Source organism: Paraburkholderia sp. BL25I1N1, assembly GCF_003002025.1.
In the GTDB taxonomy this organism is placed as follows: domain Bacteria; phylum Pseudomonadota; class Gammaproteobacteria; order Burkholderiales; family Burkholderiaceae; genus Paraburkholderia.
On the sequence record NZ_PVZB01000012.1, the window covers coordinates 1 to 14,626 of the forward strand.

At 61.3% G+C, this 14,626-nt stretch carries 16 protein-coding genes; 4 read left to right on the forward strand and 12 right to left on the reverse strand.

Annotation, left to right across the window (positions count from 1 at the left end; genetic code table 11):
- Positions 1-460: 460 nt before the first annotated feature.
- From B0G73_RS18590 to B0G73_RS18635, 10 genes are all read right to left on the reverse strand, one after another.
- Complete coding sequence (locus tag B0G73_RS18590) at positions 461-772, reverse strand: DUF4148 domain-containing protein (protein WP_106282784.1); 312 nt, start codon at positions 770-772, stop codon at positions 461-463.
- 266 nt (positions 773-1,038) lie between these two features.
- The gene (locus B0G73_RS18595) at positions 1,039-1,347 is read right to left on the reverse strand and encodes a helix-turn-helix transcriptional regulator (RefSeq protein ID WP_106282785.1); all 309 of its coding nucleotides are present in this window, start codon (positions 1,345-1,347) and stop codon (positions 1,039-1,041) included.
- 170 nt (positions 1,348-1,517) lie between these two features.
- Positions 1,518-2,372, reverse strand: coding sequence for an SDR family NAD(P)-dependent oxidoreductase (locus tag B0G73_RS18600; RefSeq protein WP_258193358.1), 855 nt, complete (start codon positions 2,370-2,372; stop codon positions 1,518-1,520).
- 116 nt (positions 2,373-2,488) lie between these two features.
- Positions 2,489-3,400, reverse strand: a complete 912-nt coding sequence (locus B0G73_RS18605) for a LysR family transcriptional regulator (protein WP_106282787.1) — start codon at positions 3,398-3,400, stop codon at positions 2,489-2,491.
- Between the two features lie 177 nt (positions 3,401-3,577).
- Complete coding sequence (locus tag B0G73_RS18610) at positions 3,578-4,549, reverse strand: aldo/keto reductase (RefSeq protein ID WP_106282788.1); 972 nt, start codon at positions 4,547-4,549, stop codon at positions 3,578-3,580.
- 93 nt (positions 4,550-4,642) lie between these two features.
- The gene (locus tag B0G73_RS18615; protein ID WP_106282789.1) at positions 4,643-5,434 is read right to left on the reverse strand and encodes an IclR family transcriptional regulator; all 792 of its coding nucleotides are present in this window, start codon (positions 5,432-5,434) and stop codon (positions 4,643-4,645) included.
- A 36-nt stretch (positions 5,435-5,470) separates the two neighbouring features.
- Positions 5,471-6,280 (reverse strand): sugar phosphate isomerase/epimerase, encoded by an 810-nt coding sequence (locus B0G73_RS18620; RefSeq protein ID WP_106282790.1) that lies wholly within the window; start codon positions 6,278-6,280, stop codon positions 5,471-5,473.
- Positions 6,281-6,324: 44 nt separating this feature from the next.
- On the reverse strand, positions 6,325-7,191 hold the full coding sequence (locus B0G73_RS18625) for an intradiol ring-cleavage dioxygenase (RefSeq protein WP_106282791.1): 867 nt from the start codon (positions 7,189-7,191) through the stop codon (positions 6,325-6,327).
- Between the two features lie 10 nt (positions 7,192-7,201).
- Positions 7,202-8,287, reverse strand: a complete 1,086-nt coding sequence (locus tag B0G73_RS18630; RefSeq protein WP_106282792.1) for a maleylacetate reductase — start codon at positions 8,285-8,287, stop codon at positions 7,202-7,204.
- Positions 8,287-8,886, reverse strand: a complete 600-nt coding sequence (locus B0G73_RS18635) for a nuclear transport factor 2 family protein (protein WP_106282793.1) — start codon at positions 8,884-8,886, stop codon at positions 8,287-8,289. Before B0G73_RS18635 ends, B0G73_RS18630 begins: the two co-directional genes overlap by 1 nt.
- A 199-nt stretch (positions 8,887-9,085) precedes the next feature.
- On the opposite strand from B0G73_RS18635, the gene B0G73_RS18640 reads away from it, so the two are divergent.
- Positions 9,086-9,841 (forward strand): SDR family NAD(P)-dependent oxidoreductase, encoded by a 756-nt coding sequence (locus B0G73_RS18640; protein WP_106282794.1) that lies wholly within the window; start codon positions 9,086-9,088, stop codon positions 9,839-9,841.
- A gap of 59 nt (positions 9,842-9,900) precedes the next feature.
- Positions 9,901-11,301, forward strand: a complete 1,401-nt coding sequence (locus tag B0G73_RS18645; RefSeq protein WP_106282795.1) for an MFS transporter — start codon at positions 9,901-9,903, stop codon at positions 11,299-11,301.
- A 28-nt stretch (positions 11,302-11,329) separates the two neighbouring features.
- Here the strand turns inward: B0G73_RS18645 and B0G73_RS18650 are convergent, their stop codons facing one another.
- Positions 11,330-11,716, reverse strand: coding sequence for a MerR family transcriptional regulator (locus B0G73_RS18650; protein ID WP_106282796.1), 387 nt, complete (start codon positions 11,714-11,716; stop codon positions 11,330-11,332).
- Between the two features lie 86 nt (positions 11,717-11,802).
- On the opposite strand from B0G73_RS18650, the gene B0G73_RS18655 reads away from it, so the two are divergent.
- Together B0G73_RS18655 and B0G73_RS18660 are read left to right on the forward strand one after the other, a co-directional pair.
- Positions 11,803-12,711 (forward strand): alpha/beta fold hydrolase, encoded by a 909-nt coding sequence (locus B0G73_RS18655; RefSeq protein WP_106282797.1) that lies wholly within the window; start codon positions 11,803-11,805, stop codon positions 12,709-12,711.
- 25 nt (positions 12,712-12,736) lie between these two features.
- Entirely contained in the window at positions 12,737-13,636 is a 900-nt protein-coding gene (locus B0G73_RS18660) for an alpha/beta fold hydrolase (protein ID WP_106282798.1), read from the forward strand.
- 49 nt (positions 13,637-13,685) lie between these two features.
- Here the strand turns inward: B0G73_RS18660 and B0G73_RS18665 are convergent, their stop codons facing one another.
- Positions 13,686-14,588, reverse strand: a complete 903-nt coding sequence (locus B0G73_RS18665; RefSeq protein WP_106282999.1) for a LysR substrate-binding domain-containing protein — start codon at positions 14,586-14,588, stop codon at positions 13,686-13,688.
- Between the last annotated feature and the right edge of the window lie 38 nt (positions 14,589-14,626).

The window sequence follows — 14,626 nt, forward strand, 5'->3', positions numbered from 1 at the left end:
ATCTCTGCACCAACCTCCTGGTCCGGGACATTCGCTATACGCGCGATCTGCAACACGGGCTGAGCTGGGACATTTATGCAGGCGAAACCGATCAGACTGCATGTCACCAGCCTTAACACCCTCCCCGGGAGCATTGCAGCTCGCCGAAGCGCCGGACACCTGGTCGTAAGCATGTCAGATTCCCGGAAAATGCCCAAGAGTCTAGCGTTAATGCCGCTCACTGTTGGCGGACGTCGGGCGAAAGATGGCCTCGTACGCGGACTGTTCGTTCTGCGCTGCTGGAACTACGTCCTCGGGAGATGGATGCAACTCTCAGATCTGATCTAGTAGCTTACCCGCGTCATACCGAAGAAAGTAGCGATCCGAGTGCCGCAATATTGTCGACGAACGGAGCGATGGCGTCGAACGACCGGAAGTGGCGGTCCCGTGACATCCGAGTCAGATCCGCGATCTCTCGGTCTCAGCCGGGCTGAAGGTGCTGGCACTCCGTTTGGAACCAATAATCGACCAGGCGCTGCGCCGCTTGTAGATCATCCGGGTAATACGGATCATTAAACCAGGGTGACGGGTCGTAGCCCGCTTTCCTTAAGGCGGCGAGTTCGCTTTGGTGCTGCGCCATCGTAGGGGGCGCGTTTGTCTTGAGTGCCGCCAGGTCGCGGCACTCGATCGGAGTGAGGTGCGGCCCGGCATACGGCATGCCACCAGCGACACAGCCGGCGAGCAAAATCACCAGGACGGGAAGTATTGACCGCGTTCCAGGCCGATTTCTCATAGTACGTCTCCTTTCCTGCGCCGCGTCGTGAACCAACTCGTAGTGCCTTCTCGCCCAGTTTGCGCCCTTCGGCCCTATCGCGCTCCTTCGGTCGATTCACCGCAGGAGACGCAAGCATCGTTCCTCCCGGCTATGGCGGAGGTTGGTCAGCGAGGCTGCGCCGCGAATAGGTTCGCCGGCTGCGTTCACAGGTAAAGCGGCCATCCGTCTTACCGGCAGTGGACCAGAAAGACCATGCGTCCGTATCACTGATTTTTGTATCCTCCTTACCGGGAAAAAGGAGTCCTTGCGGAGTCAGCAAGGCAGATTTCAGTCAAAAAGTCGATAACTCCATGAATGGCATCCAGGCCCGCCGAATAATAGATGAAGGTCCCTTTCCGGTTACTGGATACAAGGTTCGCGCGCGACATGTCCTTTAGGTGGAAAGACAGGCTGGACGGAACAATTCCTAACTGCGCAGAAATCTCTCCCGCCGGCAACCCACCAGGCCCCACTGCAGCGAGCAGCCGAAAGATAGCCAATCGCGAGCGGTGTGCTATCGCGCTCAAAGCAAGCAATCTGGCGTCTTCGTCCATTTCCGTAGCTCAGCCGTTGTCGAAGGTCGTTTGCTCTCGCAGACGCGCGCGGCGACAACGTGGGAACCGCGTGCGAATGCTGTTGCGCCCGCACGCGCTCCGGACCGACGCGCACGTCTGCGAGCGAATCAAGCGTTGCGGCGTGCGAGCGAAAACGCTCGTCGGTTTCCTCAGGCAATCCATCCACCATCGACCGTCAGACTCTCGCCGGTCGTGTAGCCTGCTTCGGGGCTCGCGAGATAAGCTACAGCCGCGGCGATTTCCACCGGTTTGCCGAAACGCCCCACGCTTGCGAGCTTTGTCATCGTTGCGTGGTCTTCTGTGCCGGGCTGCGGAGCCAGTTCTGTATCGATCGGGCCGGGCTGGACGGCATTCACGGTTACGCCATATTTGCCGAGTTCGCGCGATAGCCCGCGAGTGAAGCCTCTGAGGGCGAACTTCGATGCGATGTAGAGCGTCACACCAGGCAGTGGCGCGGCTTCGCCAAAGGCCGAGCCCACGTTGATAATGCGTCCCCAGCCGGCCGCCACCATTCGCGCTGCCGCGTCTTTTGCCAGTTCGATCGGCGCACGAACATTCAAGTTGAAGTGCGTGTCGTATGACGTCTCCGAAGAATCAAGGAAGGGTCCATACTCCACCGTGCCAGCGTTGTTGACAAGAATGTCGAGCCGCCCCTCGAAGCGGCCACCGAACGCGCCGTTCAGCGCCTCAATGAGACTCTTGACGCCTTCTGGTTGCGACAGGTTGGCGCCGACAGCTTCAGCCTCGCCGCCGGCATCGCGGATCTCCTTGACAACTGCGTCGGCCCGCGCCTGACTCGACGCATAGTGAACGATCACCGATGCGCCGTCCCGCGCAAGACGTGCCGCAATAGCTGCACCGATTCCACGCGAAGCGCCCGTAACAAGAGCAAGTTTGCCTTTCAGAGCCTGGGTCATGTTTTCCTCAACAGATAGGATTCGAAGCGGTCCTCCGGGCTGAACAGCCGGAAGGGACTGCCACATCGGAGCCAATGTTTCGTGCATTGGTTGATGCGTATCCTCCGCTCAGGTGGCGTCGCCCGGTAGTCGCGGGTGAGGAATAGCTCCTATTCCTACTGCGAAGAGGCAGCCCGGGGCATTGGCGCCCCGGTACGCAGCGGCTAGGCGGTGAGATCCTCGCTGGAGCGCTCATTGAGAAGGTGCTCGACAAACATGACGAAGGCACGCGCCTTCATGGTCGCCATGCGGCCGGACGGAAATACTGCCCACAGGTCAATCGGCGGCAACATCCAGTCAGTCAGGACGGCCTGAACCGCGCCGTTCGAGAGTTCAGGAGCGAACATCCATTCCGAAGCGACAGCAAGGCCCATGTGAGCGAGTACCGCCGTGCGCATGCCTTCAGCTGCGTTCACGCTTATTCGGCCGGACAAGGTTACGTTTGAGTCGGAACCGTCACTCCGGCTGAACAACCACGATTCACCGCCGCCTCGCACCGAGTAAACGACCGCCTGATGACGGCTAAGGTCGCCAGGCGTTTGCGGAAACCCCGCCTCCGCGAAATATGAGGGTGTGCCGACGACGACCCGCCGCCCGGTGGAGATGCGACGCGCCGTCATGTTCGAATCGTCCAGGGCACCCATACGTAACGCGACATCGACACCCTCTTCGAGCAAATCGACCGACCGATCGTCAAGTACGATATCAATGCTCAGATTGGGGTGTTGATCCAGGAAAGACTTTAATGCGGGCAAGACGTGTAGCCGGGCGAAGGTGACGGCTGCGCCAATGCGCAGTCGTCCGGACAAGCCATCCGACGAATCACGTACGGCCTGTTCTGCCCGCTCCGCCTCATCAATGGCCCTGAGTGCGTGATCGTAGAACCGTTGACCGGCATCGGTCGGCGCCAGGCCACGTGTCGATCTCAATAGCAAACGGGCCCCCAGACGTTCCTCCAACTGTGCGACTGTCTTTGAGACGGCCGGTTGGCCCAGCTTTAACCGGCGTGCCGCGGCGGAAAATGAACCCGCATCGACAACAGTTATGAAAGTCTCCATCGCCACCATGCGGTCCATGTGCAGCCTCCTGCCAGGTTGTCAGCGAAAGTGCGCAGTGTAGCGAAACGACGAGCCTCTTCGGACAATGCACGCGGTATCGCGCGCCGGCGGCCCGTAGCGCAATCAGATGCGGCGGACCACTTGTTGGCCCTTCCCGAATTGAAGCAATTAAGCTCCTTCGCAACCTCCGGATAATCACCCTTCCCAATCTTTCGTCTCGACGAGGAATGCGTCCATCTCCTGCCAGAACTGATCCGACAAGCGTTCAGAAAGACGCGCGAACGATTCGTTGAATTCATCCGCGTTCTTTGCGCCGAAAACGATCGTGCTTACCGCTGAATGCCGCAACGGAAAAAGCAGGGCAGCGGTAGCCAGCGACACGTGATGGCGACGGCAAATGCGTTCGAGTCCTTCCGTCTGCAACAGGGCTAGCCGCGTCGCGGGCCGCATGTTGTAGAAGGCGTCGGGACGCGAACCGGTTGCGAGAATGCCCGAGTTGAATGGCGACGCCGCGATCCAGGCAATGCCTTTCTCGACGCAGTGATCCAGCAATGCGGTGCTGCGCGTGCGAAGCAACGAGTACTCTCCCGCCGGCATGACGACATCTACGTCGGCCAGTTCGGCGAAGTCCAGACAGGCCTGCCAGTCCATACTGGCGACGCCTATCGCGCCGACCACTTTTTCATCCTTCAGGCGCTGTAACGCGGGAAACGCACCTTCAACGGCCGCTTTGAGTTCCTCACGATACGCCGTCCGGGCAAAACCGGGATCCAGATCGTGAATAAAAACTGCATCGAGACGATCGACATTGAGTCGCGACAGGCTGCGCTCGACCGATCGGAGCGTCGTATCGTATGTGTAGTCCAGGTAAAAGTCGCTACCGCCTGGCAAGGAGCTTGCGCCAGGCTGGCTCAAGTACCTGCCGAGCTTGGTCGATACATACAACTCGTCTCGCGGAAACGCTGCCAGCGCAGCGCCAAGCCGTTGCTCGCTTTCGCCGCCAAGATAAGCTGCCGAGGTATCGAAATGTCGAACGCCGCTCGCCCATGCGGCGTGAATCATGTTGAAGAACGCCTGCTCGCCCGCGGCGTTTGCGAGGCTGCCGGCTCCGACTCCTACCCGAGGAAACTGAACGATTCCATTCGGCTCCGAAATTCGTGCGTTCATCAAATTCGATATCCTTCATCAATAGTTCAGAGAATCGCAATCGACTTAGTTGCGACCACAAAGACAAGGGCCGCGGAAAATGTGTCAATAGGCTTACCGGGTATGTTCGTTTGCGGCGATGTAATCGCGGCGCACGCGTTCCGCGGAGGCCTTGAGAACGGCGACGGCCCGCGCGCCGACACGTTCCGAATAACGCACCGACGGAATCGCGACGTTCAGCGAGCCGAGCGGAAAGCCCGACGATGACAACACGGGCACGCCGACGCCAACGATGCCCGGTGTGTATTCGTCCATCGAATAGGCGACCCCGGTGTGTCGGATGGTTTCGATCTGTGCAAGCAGCGCCTTTTTTGATGTGATCGTCTTCGGCGTGATGGCTTGCATCTTTACGGTCTTGATGTACTCGCTACGCATCTGATCCGGAAGAAACGCGAGAATCACCTTTCCCCCGGACACTGCATACAGCGGTGCAAGATCGCCGAGTCGCAGATGGGATACCAACCGTTGCGGGCTGGTCACTGTCGCAACGACTTCCACCTGATCGCCCTTGATCTGATTGAGCGCGCACGACTCCAGCGTCTGCTGGGTGATCTCCGCCAGCACCGGCTGCGCGCAGCTGACGAGCGAGCGGCTATGCGTGGATTGCTGCGAAAGCCGGATCAGCGCTTCGCCGAGGCGATAACCCTTGGTGACAGGGACGAATTCGACAAATCCACGAGCCGTAAGATTCTTGAGCAGCTTGGTCAGCGAACTCTTCGGTATATCCAGCGCTTCCGCGATTTCCGTATGGGACATCTCGCGTCCCCATCTCGCGAGCAACTCGATCACGTCGAGCACGCGATCCGCCGATTTGACCACTGCATTCGATTCGTCTTCCAACAACATATCCGGCTCCTGTTTATGTATGGAAACATACTAGCATCAGGACACCGGACCAGCGAGAAACGTCCGCATGCGTGCATGGATGCGTCTCGCCTGTTCTTCGAACGGCAGGCCACGTAGCGCGAGGGTCGGCGCCTCGACGGCGAGTGGAAGATCGGACCGCAGTCTCGACAGCAGTTCGCGCAGCGGCAATTCACCGTCGCCGGGCAGCAGCCGGGCCGTCCTCGCTTCTTGTCGCCGTGCTTCGAGGGACTGCGGTGCGGCGCTCGGTGCATCGCAAATCTGGATGTATTCGATCAGCGCCGGGTCGATTGCATCGATCTGCTCGCAGGTCGCGCCCGCACGGAAGTACTGCAACGCGTCAATGAGTATTCGCGCGTTCGGCTGTCCGCTGTCTCGCACGACCCCGAGCGCGTCGGCGGGCGTACCCACCGCGCAGTATGTGATCGCTTCGAGCCCGACCGAAAGGTCAAAGCCGTCGGCCGCTTCGCACAGGCGGCCGAAGTTGTCCCGCAGGCGAGCGCGTTCGGTGTCGTTGCCGACGCAGAGCACGTGCCGCGCACCGAGCATACGACCCGCTTCGAGTGCGGGCAGTAGTGACGCGACATCCGTCTGCGGACTCAGCCAGATCGCCTCGATATCCAACAGCCTGACGCCGGTTGCGTCGAGTCGCGCGCGTAACTCGCGGATGAGTGCGGGATGGTTCGCGACATCCACGATGGCGTCGGCGGCGGGGGGCGCGACCAGCCGCAAGCCGCAAAACTCAAATCCCGCAGCGGCGGCCGCATCGACGAGTTGCAGCGGATGCGCGTCAAGGATGGTCAGATGATGCAACGATAGTTCATGCATGGGAACACGTCCGTAACATAAAAATGGCTCGTGGCGCACTGCGGTCAGTTCTGCGGCGGCAGCACGAAATCATAGGCAAGCAGGGCACTCGGAACCTCGACGAGATGACCGGCCGGGCTCAGACCCGGTGCGAGAGGTATCAGTGGTTCAATCAGTGCGTCCTTCACGCCGAACACGACGTCCGAGTCCAGGTAGATGTCGCCGCTCACGAACACATGCGTAACGAGTGTCTGGAAGCCGGGTGCACTGACACGGAAGTGCACATGAGCCGGGCGGTACGGATGCCGCCCCTGCGCATCGAGCATGCGGCCAACCGGGCCGTCGTTCGGAATCGGATAGGCCGCGGGTACGATCGAGCGATACCAGAATGCGCCTTGCGGATCGGTCAGGAAGCGCGCGCGCATGTGCAGGTTCTCCCTGCCCGCCGCCTTCTGCACATCATAGAAGCCGTGGCTGTCCGCGTGCCACGTCTCGATCAGTGAGCCCGCGATCGGCTCACCGTTCAGATCGCGTACGGTGCCCTCGACCAGCAGAGGGTCACCCGGCTCGCCATCGGCGATCGAAGCGCCTAGCGGCAGAATAGCCGCTTCTTCCACATAGAATGGACCGAGCACGGTAGTTTGCGTCGCGTCGCCCGGATAGCGATGATTAATCGCGTCCACCAGCATCGATACACCGAGCGTGTCGGAGAGCAGAATGAACTCCTGCCGGGTGTCGCTGCACATCTGCCCCGTCTGCGTGAGAAAGCGGATCGCGGCGGCCCATTCGTATTCGGTGGGCTCGATCTCCTTCACGAACGCATGCAGATGACGAACCAGCGCGTCGCTGATCTGGTGCACGCGTTCACTCCTGCTTCCCGCGAGACGCTCGATTACCGCAGCAGTGATGTTGTCTTCGTCGAAATTGCGCATCGCGTGTTCCTCACAGCGAATCGGGTTGTGGTGCCGCGCCGCGCCATGCCCTTTCGAGCATTGCCCTGATCGAGTCATAGTCCGGCGTGCGCGGGTTCGCATAGGCCTGTTGCAGCACCAGATCGGCCGCGCGCCCGATGCCATCGTGCGGCATGCCAATCTCCGCAAGAGACTGGGGAACGTGCAGCCTTGCAGCGAGCGCGTGCAGCCCGGACCATGCGTCGTCGGCTTCAAGCGCGTGTGCGATGCGGCGCATTGCATGCGGCGCCGCGCCAGCCTGGTAGGCAACGACGTGCGCAAGCATGATCGCATGGGTGTCGGCATGCGGCAGATCGAAGGTGCCGCCCAGCACATGACAGACTTTGTGATGCAGCGCCATGCCGACGGAGCCGAGGCACGTTCCGCACAACCACGCACCGTACTGGGCGCGGTTGCGCGCATCAAGACTGGCGGGATTGGCGAGAATCTCGGGCAGCGCAGCGGCGAGGGCCGCGATACCCTGTTCAGCCATGATCGACGTGACCGGATTGGCGTCGACGGAATAGAGCGCTTCCACCGCGTGAGCCATCGCGTTCAGACCGCTGGTCGCCGACAAGCGCGCGGGCAGCGTCAGAGTGAGTTCCACATCGTAGATCACGGCCTCCGGCAGCACGTCGAGCGTACGACGCGTACGTTTCTCGCCGTCCTGCGTTTCGCCGATGATTGGTGTGACTTCAGAGCCGGCGTACGTAGTGGGCAGCGCGATTTGCGGCAGGCCGGTGCGCAGTGCAAGCGCTTTGGCGAGGCCTATCGCCGAACCACCGCCGACAGCAATCAGGGAGGCCACGCCGGTCTCCTGCACGAGCGCGAGTGCACGCGATGTCACGTTCCACGGCGTGTGCATCGCGGCCTCGGGAAAGATATGCGCCGGCGAACCGGTGAACAACGACGCGATGGCATCGGCCAAATCCTTCTGCTCCGGTGTGCAGACGATCAACGGATGCGCGCAGCCCAGTTGCCGGGCGACTTCAGGCGTTTCCCGACGCCTGCCCGCGCCGAACAGCACGCGCGCCGGCAGCGCCCGGTAATCGAAGCGCATCGGCGAGACGTCTTCCATCATAGCGCTCCGTTTTGCAGATACTGGCGGCCGCGCGCATAGAGCGCTTCTACCTCCGGACCCGTCAATGCCGGCATGTCGCGTTTGACCTTGTAGCCGATTCGGGTCTGCATATAGGCGAGATGCCGGTAACCAACGGGGAACTCGGCCAGCAGCGCCGCGTCGAGAACGGGACGGGCGTCCGGCTTGACCGGATCCAGACGATCCTTTTCGTAGATGGGCTGTCGAAGCAACAGCAGCCATCGGTCGCCGACCTTCTCGAAGAAGTCGTAGAAGCGGCCGGTGCACACGACGTCGCATAACGTGTCTTCCACTTCTCCACGCTGCGAGATGGTCATCTTGGTTTGCGCGACGGCACGCGAGCCGCTCACTTCGATCGACGTGCCGCCCAGAAAATGCAGGATGCTCACGCCGTTGGCCCAACCGGCCTTCGTCACTTCGATGAACTCACGGCCGCTTCCCTGAAACCACGTCGCCATCATGCGGCCGTCCGGATGCCAGAGCGTCGCGAAACGCTCCCAGTCTCCCGCATCTCGCCATACCGCCCAGTTTTCGATCGCCTCGCGGATCGTCAATCGATCCATCATCGCCTGCTCCATGTATCGCTCCTCGTTGTTCACGTATAGAAATCAATTTCTATGTTGGTACTCGTGACGCCGTGCGGTCAAGCGGTTTTTATCGCGAACCGGGACATTCCCTGGTTTGTTCCCCTATGTGAATGAATGGTGGGATTGCCGTTGACGAGCCGGAACATCGTTTCTAGGATAGGAACTACGTTATATACAGGAACAAACGGAAATGGAAAAGCAATCGATAAATCAACGAAGATTTGAATCGCGCACAGCCATCGTGACGGGCGCCGCGCGTGGCATCGGGCGGGGTATCGCAGAGCGACTTGCGGACGAAGGCCGCCGGATCGCCTGTTGGGATGTCGATTGTTCATCGCTCGAAACAAGCGGCGACTCGTTCGCGGCGCTGGTTCAGGCCGTCGATCTTGCCGACGCGCGTTCCGTTGAGGCCGCGTTCGCTGTCACGCTCGAGTCGTTCGGTCATGTCGACATACTCGTGAACAATGCCGGCATCAACGGCCCGGTCGTGCCGATCCAGGACTATCCGGTCGACGCATGGAACCGCGTTCTCGCCGTCGATCTGAACAGCGTTTTCCACACCTGTCGCCTCGCCGTGCCGCACATGCGCGGACGTGGCGCGGGACGCATCGTCAACGTGGCGTCGATCGTCGGCAAGGAAGGACATCCGAACATTTGCGCTTATGCCGCGGCGAAGGCGGGTGTCATCGGTCTGACGAAATCGATCGCGCGCGAGTTGGCCGGAACGGGCGTCACGGTCAACGGCATTGCGCCTGCGATCACCGAAACGGATCTTTTCCGGGAGATGACGGAGGAGCACATCGAGGCCAGCAAAGCGCGCATTCTGATGGGGCGGTTTTTGACCGTTCCGGAAATCGCCGCCATGGTGGCATGGATCGCAAGCGACGAATGCAGCTTCACGACCGGCTTCACCTTCGACCTGTCAGGCGGCCGCGCGACGTATTGAGCGCAGACGGTACGCGAGCCCGGTTCACGACGGCCGACAAGACACATGCAGGAGACGAAATGACAGCAACGCATCAGCAGAGCAGTAATCAGGCACGAACCGCCACCGCGAGCGCGTGGATCGGCTCGGCGCTGGAGTACTACGACTATTTCATTTATGCGCAAGCCGCCGCGCTGGTTTTTCCGCAACTATTTTTTCCGTCCAGAGACAGTCGCGTTGCGATTGCCGCGTCGCTCGCGACGTATGGCGTCGGCTATCTCGCACGACCAGTCGGCGCATTGGTGCTCGGCCGTCGTGGCGATACGCATGGCCGCAAGAACCTGCTTCTCACCTGCATGTTCATGATGGGGTTGTCGACGCTCGCTGTGGGTCTTCTGCCGACATTTGCGCAAGTGGGTTTCGCAGCGCCGATCCTGCTCGTGATCCTGCGGCTCATCCAGGGTTTCGCGGTCGCCGGGGAGATATCCGGTTCCAGTTCCCTCGTGCTGGAGCATGCGCCGCTCGGCCGTCGCGGCTACTTTGCGAGTTACGCGATGCAGGGCGTGACCGCCGGCCAGGTGTTCGCGGCGGCCATCTTCATGCCGCTCGCCTACTATCTCCCCGAGAAGCAGTTTCTGGCGTGGGGTTGGCGCGTACCGTTCCTGCTGAGTGTGCTCGTGCTCGTAGCCGGCTATGTGATCCGGCGGAAAGTGTCGGAGACACCGGCTTTCGTCGATGAAGCGCAACAGCGGCAAATTCCCGCGTCGCCCGTCAAGGAAGCATTGCGCGACGGCTGGCGGGATATCGTCCGCATTGCCGAAATCGCGTTGATTGCGATCATCCTCGCGGTGACTTCTATCTTCGGCGCGGCCTATGCGGTACAGCCCGCTTACGGTATCGGTCTTTCGAAAGGATTCTTTCTCTGGATTCCGCTGCTCGCCAATCTGACCGCGATGTTCTTCATTCCCTTCGCAGGCAGTCTGTCCGATCGATGGGGACGCCGGCCGCTCATCATATTCGGCGCGCTTGCCTCGGGTCTGCTCTCTTATGCGTATCTCTATGCGATCAGTCTGCACAGTGCCATGCTGACGATCGTCATCGCGATCGTGATGTGGGGCGTGGTGTATCAGTGCTTCAACGCGGTCTATCCGAGCTTCATGCCTGAGCTGTTCCCGACGCGTATCCGCGTTACCGCCATGGCGATCGGCCAGAACATCGGCACGGCCATTACCGCGATCGTGCCGGCGTTCATCGCAGCCGCCGTGCCGCCCGGCACGCAGCACATCCCGTTGATCGTGGGGACGATCACGCTGGCCGTCTGCGGCATCGGCGCGCTAGGCGCATGGACGGCGCGCGAAACCTACCGGCTGCCCGTCAACGCGCTCGGCCGGCGAGATGCAGCACCGATCAGTCAGGAGGAATACGACAGCCTGCGAGCGGATATTCGCAGGAAGAAAACGGCGTCCAACGTTCCCGTTTGAGGGCGATTTTCGTGTGCCGCGGTCCGAGTCAGTCGACGGGCGGCACCGCACCTTCGAGCAAGGTCTTGATGAGCCGCGCGCGACGCTTTTCGAGGTCCGCGATCTGACGATCGATGGCTTCGAGCCGTATCCGCTGGACGTCGGTGATCTGGTCGCACGAGCGGGCGCCTTCGATCAGAAGCATGCAGTCCGGAAAGCCGCGAATATCGTCGATGGTGAAACCGGTCGCGATCATGCGCTGAATCTGCTTGACCTGCGTGACTGCCTTCTCGGGGAACATGCGATAGCCATTGTTCGCACGTACCGAGGCGAGCAGACCGTGTTCGTCGTAATGACGGACCGACCGCACGCTCGCGCCGGTGCGTTGCGAGAGTTGTCCGATTGTTAGCAGTTCCTGTGGAGGCTTGTCTTTCATGAAAAGCAGGCTAACACAATTCGCTTGACTCTCACATTGGTGTGAGGGTTGAGACTAGGCGCACTGACACTCTCCACGGAAAGGCAATGAGCTTTCGAACGTTCCCTCACTTTCTGATTTCCGCGCTCTCGGCGGCGACGTTGTTCGCGTCCGCAGGCGACGCCATCGCAGCGCCGACCAGTTATACAGTCGCATCGACGGATGGTGTAAAGCTGGCGGTTCAGGAAAGCGGTAACCCGAACGGGCCGCCCATTGTTCTGGTGCATGGGCTGCTCGGCAGCCGCCTGAACTGGGACGCGCAGGTGCGGAGCCCCGAATTGCGCCAATACCGGATCATTACGTATGATCTGCGCGGCCACGGTCTGTCGGACAAGCCACCCGGCCCGGAGCCATATCACGACGGAACCCGCTGGGGGGACGACCTCGCAGCGGTGATCCAGGGTTCACACGCGCTCAAGCCTGTCGTAGTCGGATGGTCGCTCGGTGGCGTGGTGATATCAAACTACCTCGCCAGGTATGGCGATCGCGCAATCGCGGGCGCCGTGTATGTCGATGGCGTGGTCGAGCTCGCTCCCGGTCAGATCGTCGATCACCCCGACGTCTATCGGGACATGAATTCTCCCGATCTGCAGACGCATCTCGACGGTGAGCGCACCTTCGTCGGCCTTTGTTTCAACCATCGGCCTGACGCCGACACGTTCGACCGGCTGCTCGCGAACGCCGCCATGGCATCATGGGACATGCAAAAGGAAGTGCCGACGATGACGGTCTTCGCCGCGGAGGGGCTCGGCAAGGCGCGTGTGCCGCTGCTTTTTATTTACGGCGGTCATGACGCGCTGGTCGACACCCACGCGACGCTGGCCCGCGCGACCGCGCTGAATCCGCACATCGTCAGCAAGGTCTACGCGGAGTCGGGGCACGCGCCGTTCATCGAGGAAGCCGAGCGTTTCAACCGCGATCTGGCCGAGTTCGTCAGGTCGGCGTCGCAGCAATGAAGTCACGTTTTACGAGGAGATAACCATGGAGCATGAAGTCGGGAAGGACTTCTTTCCGGGCTTCGCGATGCTTGACGTCGAAGCAGACGATGTCTCGTTTCGCGGCAGGATCGGCGGGAGCGGACCGCCCGTTTTGCTTTTGCACGGGTACCCGCAAACTCACGTCGCGTGGCGATTGATTGCGCCGACGCTCGCGAAGTCGCACACCGTCATCGTGCCGGATTTGCCAGGGTACGGCGACAGCCGCACTCGCAACGATCAGCCGCGATGGAGCAAACGTCGCGTAGCCGACGCGCTGGTCGCGCTGATGGGCCGGCTCGGGCACGAGCGCTTCGCAGTGGTCGGGCATGATCGGGGCGCTCGGGCAGGATACCGGCTTGCGCTCGACCATCCTCGACGCGTCGCCGCATATGCCTCGCTGACCGTGATACCGACGCTCGATGCATTCGCAACTATCGACAAGACATTCGCGTTGAACGCCTGGCACTGGTTCTTCCTGGCACAGCCGGGCGATCTCCCGGAGCGGATGCTTGCGGCCGATCCGGACGCTTATCTCGACACCGCACTGGCGAAGATGGCGGGCGGTCTTGAGCGGATCGATCCCCTGGTCCTCGACGTCTATCGAACGGCCTTCAGGAATCCGCAGGTGCGCCACGCCATGTGCGAAGACTATCGCGCCGCTGCTTCCGAGGACCTGGAGCACGACGCGAGCGATTTGGCTGCGGGCCGAAGGCTCGCCTGTCCGGTCCTGGTACTGTGGAGCGAGAGCGAACAGAAGGCGAGAAGCATCCTGCCCCTCGACGCGTGGTCCCGATGGGCAGCTAACGTGACGGGCAAGGGATTGCCCGGCGGCCATCTGCTGCCCGAGGATGCGCCGGATGAGGTGTTGGCGTCTCTTGAGAATTTTTTGGTCGGACAGGTTTAGGGTTGGCTACCGTGAAGACATTGACGATTCGGAGATCGATGACCCTGCACTACTGTGCAAACCGCTCGACCATTTCGCGCATCGTTTCGGCAGTCAACGCCAGAAAAGCCCCGATAACCGGATTGGTGTGCTGCAGTTGCGGGCAAACGGTAAACCCACGGAACATCACGTCGGGTGAAAACGGACGAAACACGATGTGCTCCGGGTTCGCGTCCAGCGTGGCAAGCGGATTCACAATGCCCACCCCCAGCCCGCGCGACACCATCGCGCAAATCGTCGCGCCATAAGGTGTTTCTATAGTCGGCACCTGGTTCGTTTCCGCTTGCCGAAGCACGCGGTCGAGCGACGAGCGCGTGTCGTCGGCATACGACGGCAGGATCAAACTCTGACCGCGCAAATCGTGCGCGCGAATCTGCTTGCGCGCGGCGAGCGGATGCGCGGCGGGCAGCGCGCACACGCCCGGCAGCCGATAGAGTTCGGCGCTGGTGACGCCGAACGCATCCGGCGTGGTGGTGGCGAAACCGATATCGCAATACGCCGCCGACGCCCAACGCTGGATCGTCCCTTCGCTGCGCATTTCCAGCGACACCGCAATGCGCGGATACGCCGCGAGAAAGCGCTCGAGCACGGCCGGCACGAACGACAACGCGAGCACCGGCGCAGCCACGAACCGCAAACGTCCCGTGCCGAGCTGGCGAATCTCTCGGGCCGAATGCGCAAGTTTCTCCAGCCCGACGAAACTCCGATCCACCTCGCGATAGAACGCGCTGCCGGAATCCGTGGCTTGTATCCGCCCGCCGTTACGGGTGAACAACGCGAGGCCGGTCGATTCCTCCAGTTCGGCAATCAGGCGGCTGATGCTCGGCTGCGACGTGCCGAGTTCCTCGGCCGCGGCCGTCATCGACCCGCGCAGCATCACCAGCCTGAATGCCTCTATTTGCCGCTGATTCACGCTGTTCACCCTGCCGGTTACGACAACATGCCGTTCAG

Bases quoted from the DNA above. Each gene is read 5' to 3' on its own strand.
- B0G73_RS18590 (WP_106282784.1), bottom strand. From the start codon at position 772: ATGAGAAATCGGCCTGGAACGCGGTCAATACTTCCCGTCCTGGTGATT.
- B0G73_RS18595 (WP_106282785.1), bottom strand. From the start codon at position 1,347: ATGGACGAAGACGCCAGATTGCTTGCTTTGAGCGCGATAGCACACCGC.
- B0G73_RS18600 (WP_258193358.1), bottom strand. From the start codon at position 2,372: ATGCACGAAACATTGGCTCCGATGTGGCAGTCCCTTCCGGCTGTTCAG.
- B0G73_RS18605 (WP_106282787.1), bottom strand. From the start codon at position 3,400: ATGGACCGCATGGTGGCGATGGAGACTTTCATAACTGTTGTCGATGCG.
- B0G73_RS18610 (WP_106282788.1), bottom strand. From the start codon at position 4,549: ATGAACGCACGAATTTCGGAGCCGAATGGAATCGTTCAGTTTCCTCGG.
- B0G73_RS18615 (WP_106282789.1), bottom strand. From the start codon at position 5,434: ATGTTGTTGGAAGACGAATCGAATGCAGTGGTCAAATCGGCGGATCGC.
- B0G73_RS18620 (WP_106282790.1), bottom strand. From the start codon at position 6,280: ATGCATGAACTATCGTTGCATCATCTGACCATCCTTGACGCGCATCCG.
- B0G73_RS18625 (WP_106282791.1), bottom strand. From the start codon at position 7,191: ATGCGCAATTTCGACGAAGACAACATCACTGCTGCGGTAATCGAGCGT.
- B0G73_RS18630 (WP_106282792.1), bottom strand. From the start codon at position 8,287: ATGGAAGACGTCTCGCCGATGCGCTTCGATTACCGGGCGCTGCCGGCG.
- B0G73_RS18635 (WP_106282793.1), bottom strand. From the start codon at position 8,886: ATGGAGCAGGCGATGATGGATCGATTGACGATCCGCGAGGCGATCGAA.
- B0G73_RS18640 (WP_106282794.1), top strand. From the start codon at position 9,086: ATGGAAAAGCAATCGATAAATCAACGAAGATTTGAATCGCGCACAGCC.
- B0G73_RS18645 (WP_106282795.1), top strand. From the start codon at position 9,901: ATGACAGCAACGCATCAGCAGAGCAGTAATCAGGCACGAACCGCCACC.
- B0G73_RS18650 (WP_106282796.1), bottom strand. From the start codon at position 11,716: ATGAAAGACAAGCCTCCACAGGAACTGCTAACAATCGGACAACTCTCG.
- B0G73_RS18655 (WP_106282797.1), top strand. From the start codon at position 11,803: ATGAGCTTTCGAACGTTCCCTCACTTTCTGATTTCCGCGCTCTCGGCG.
- B0G73_RS18660 (WP_106282798.1), top strand. From the start codon at position 12,737: ATGGAGCATGAAGTCGGGAAGGACTTCTTTCCGGGCTTCGCGATGCTT.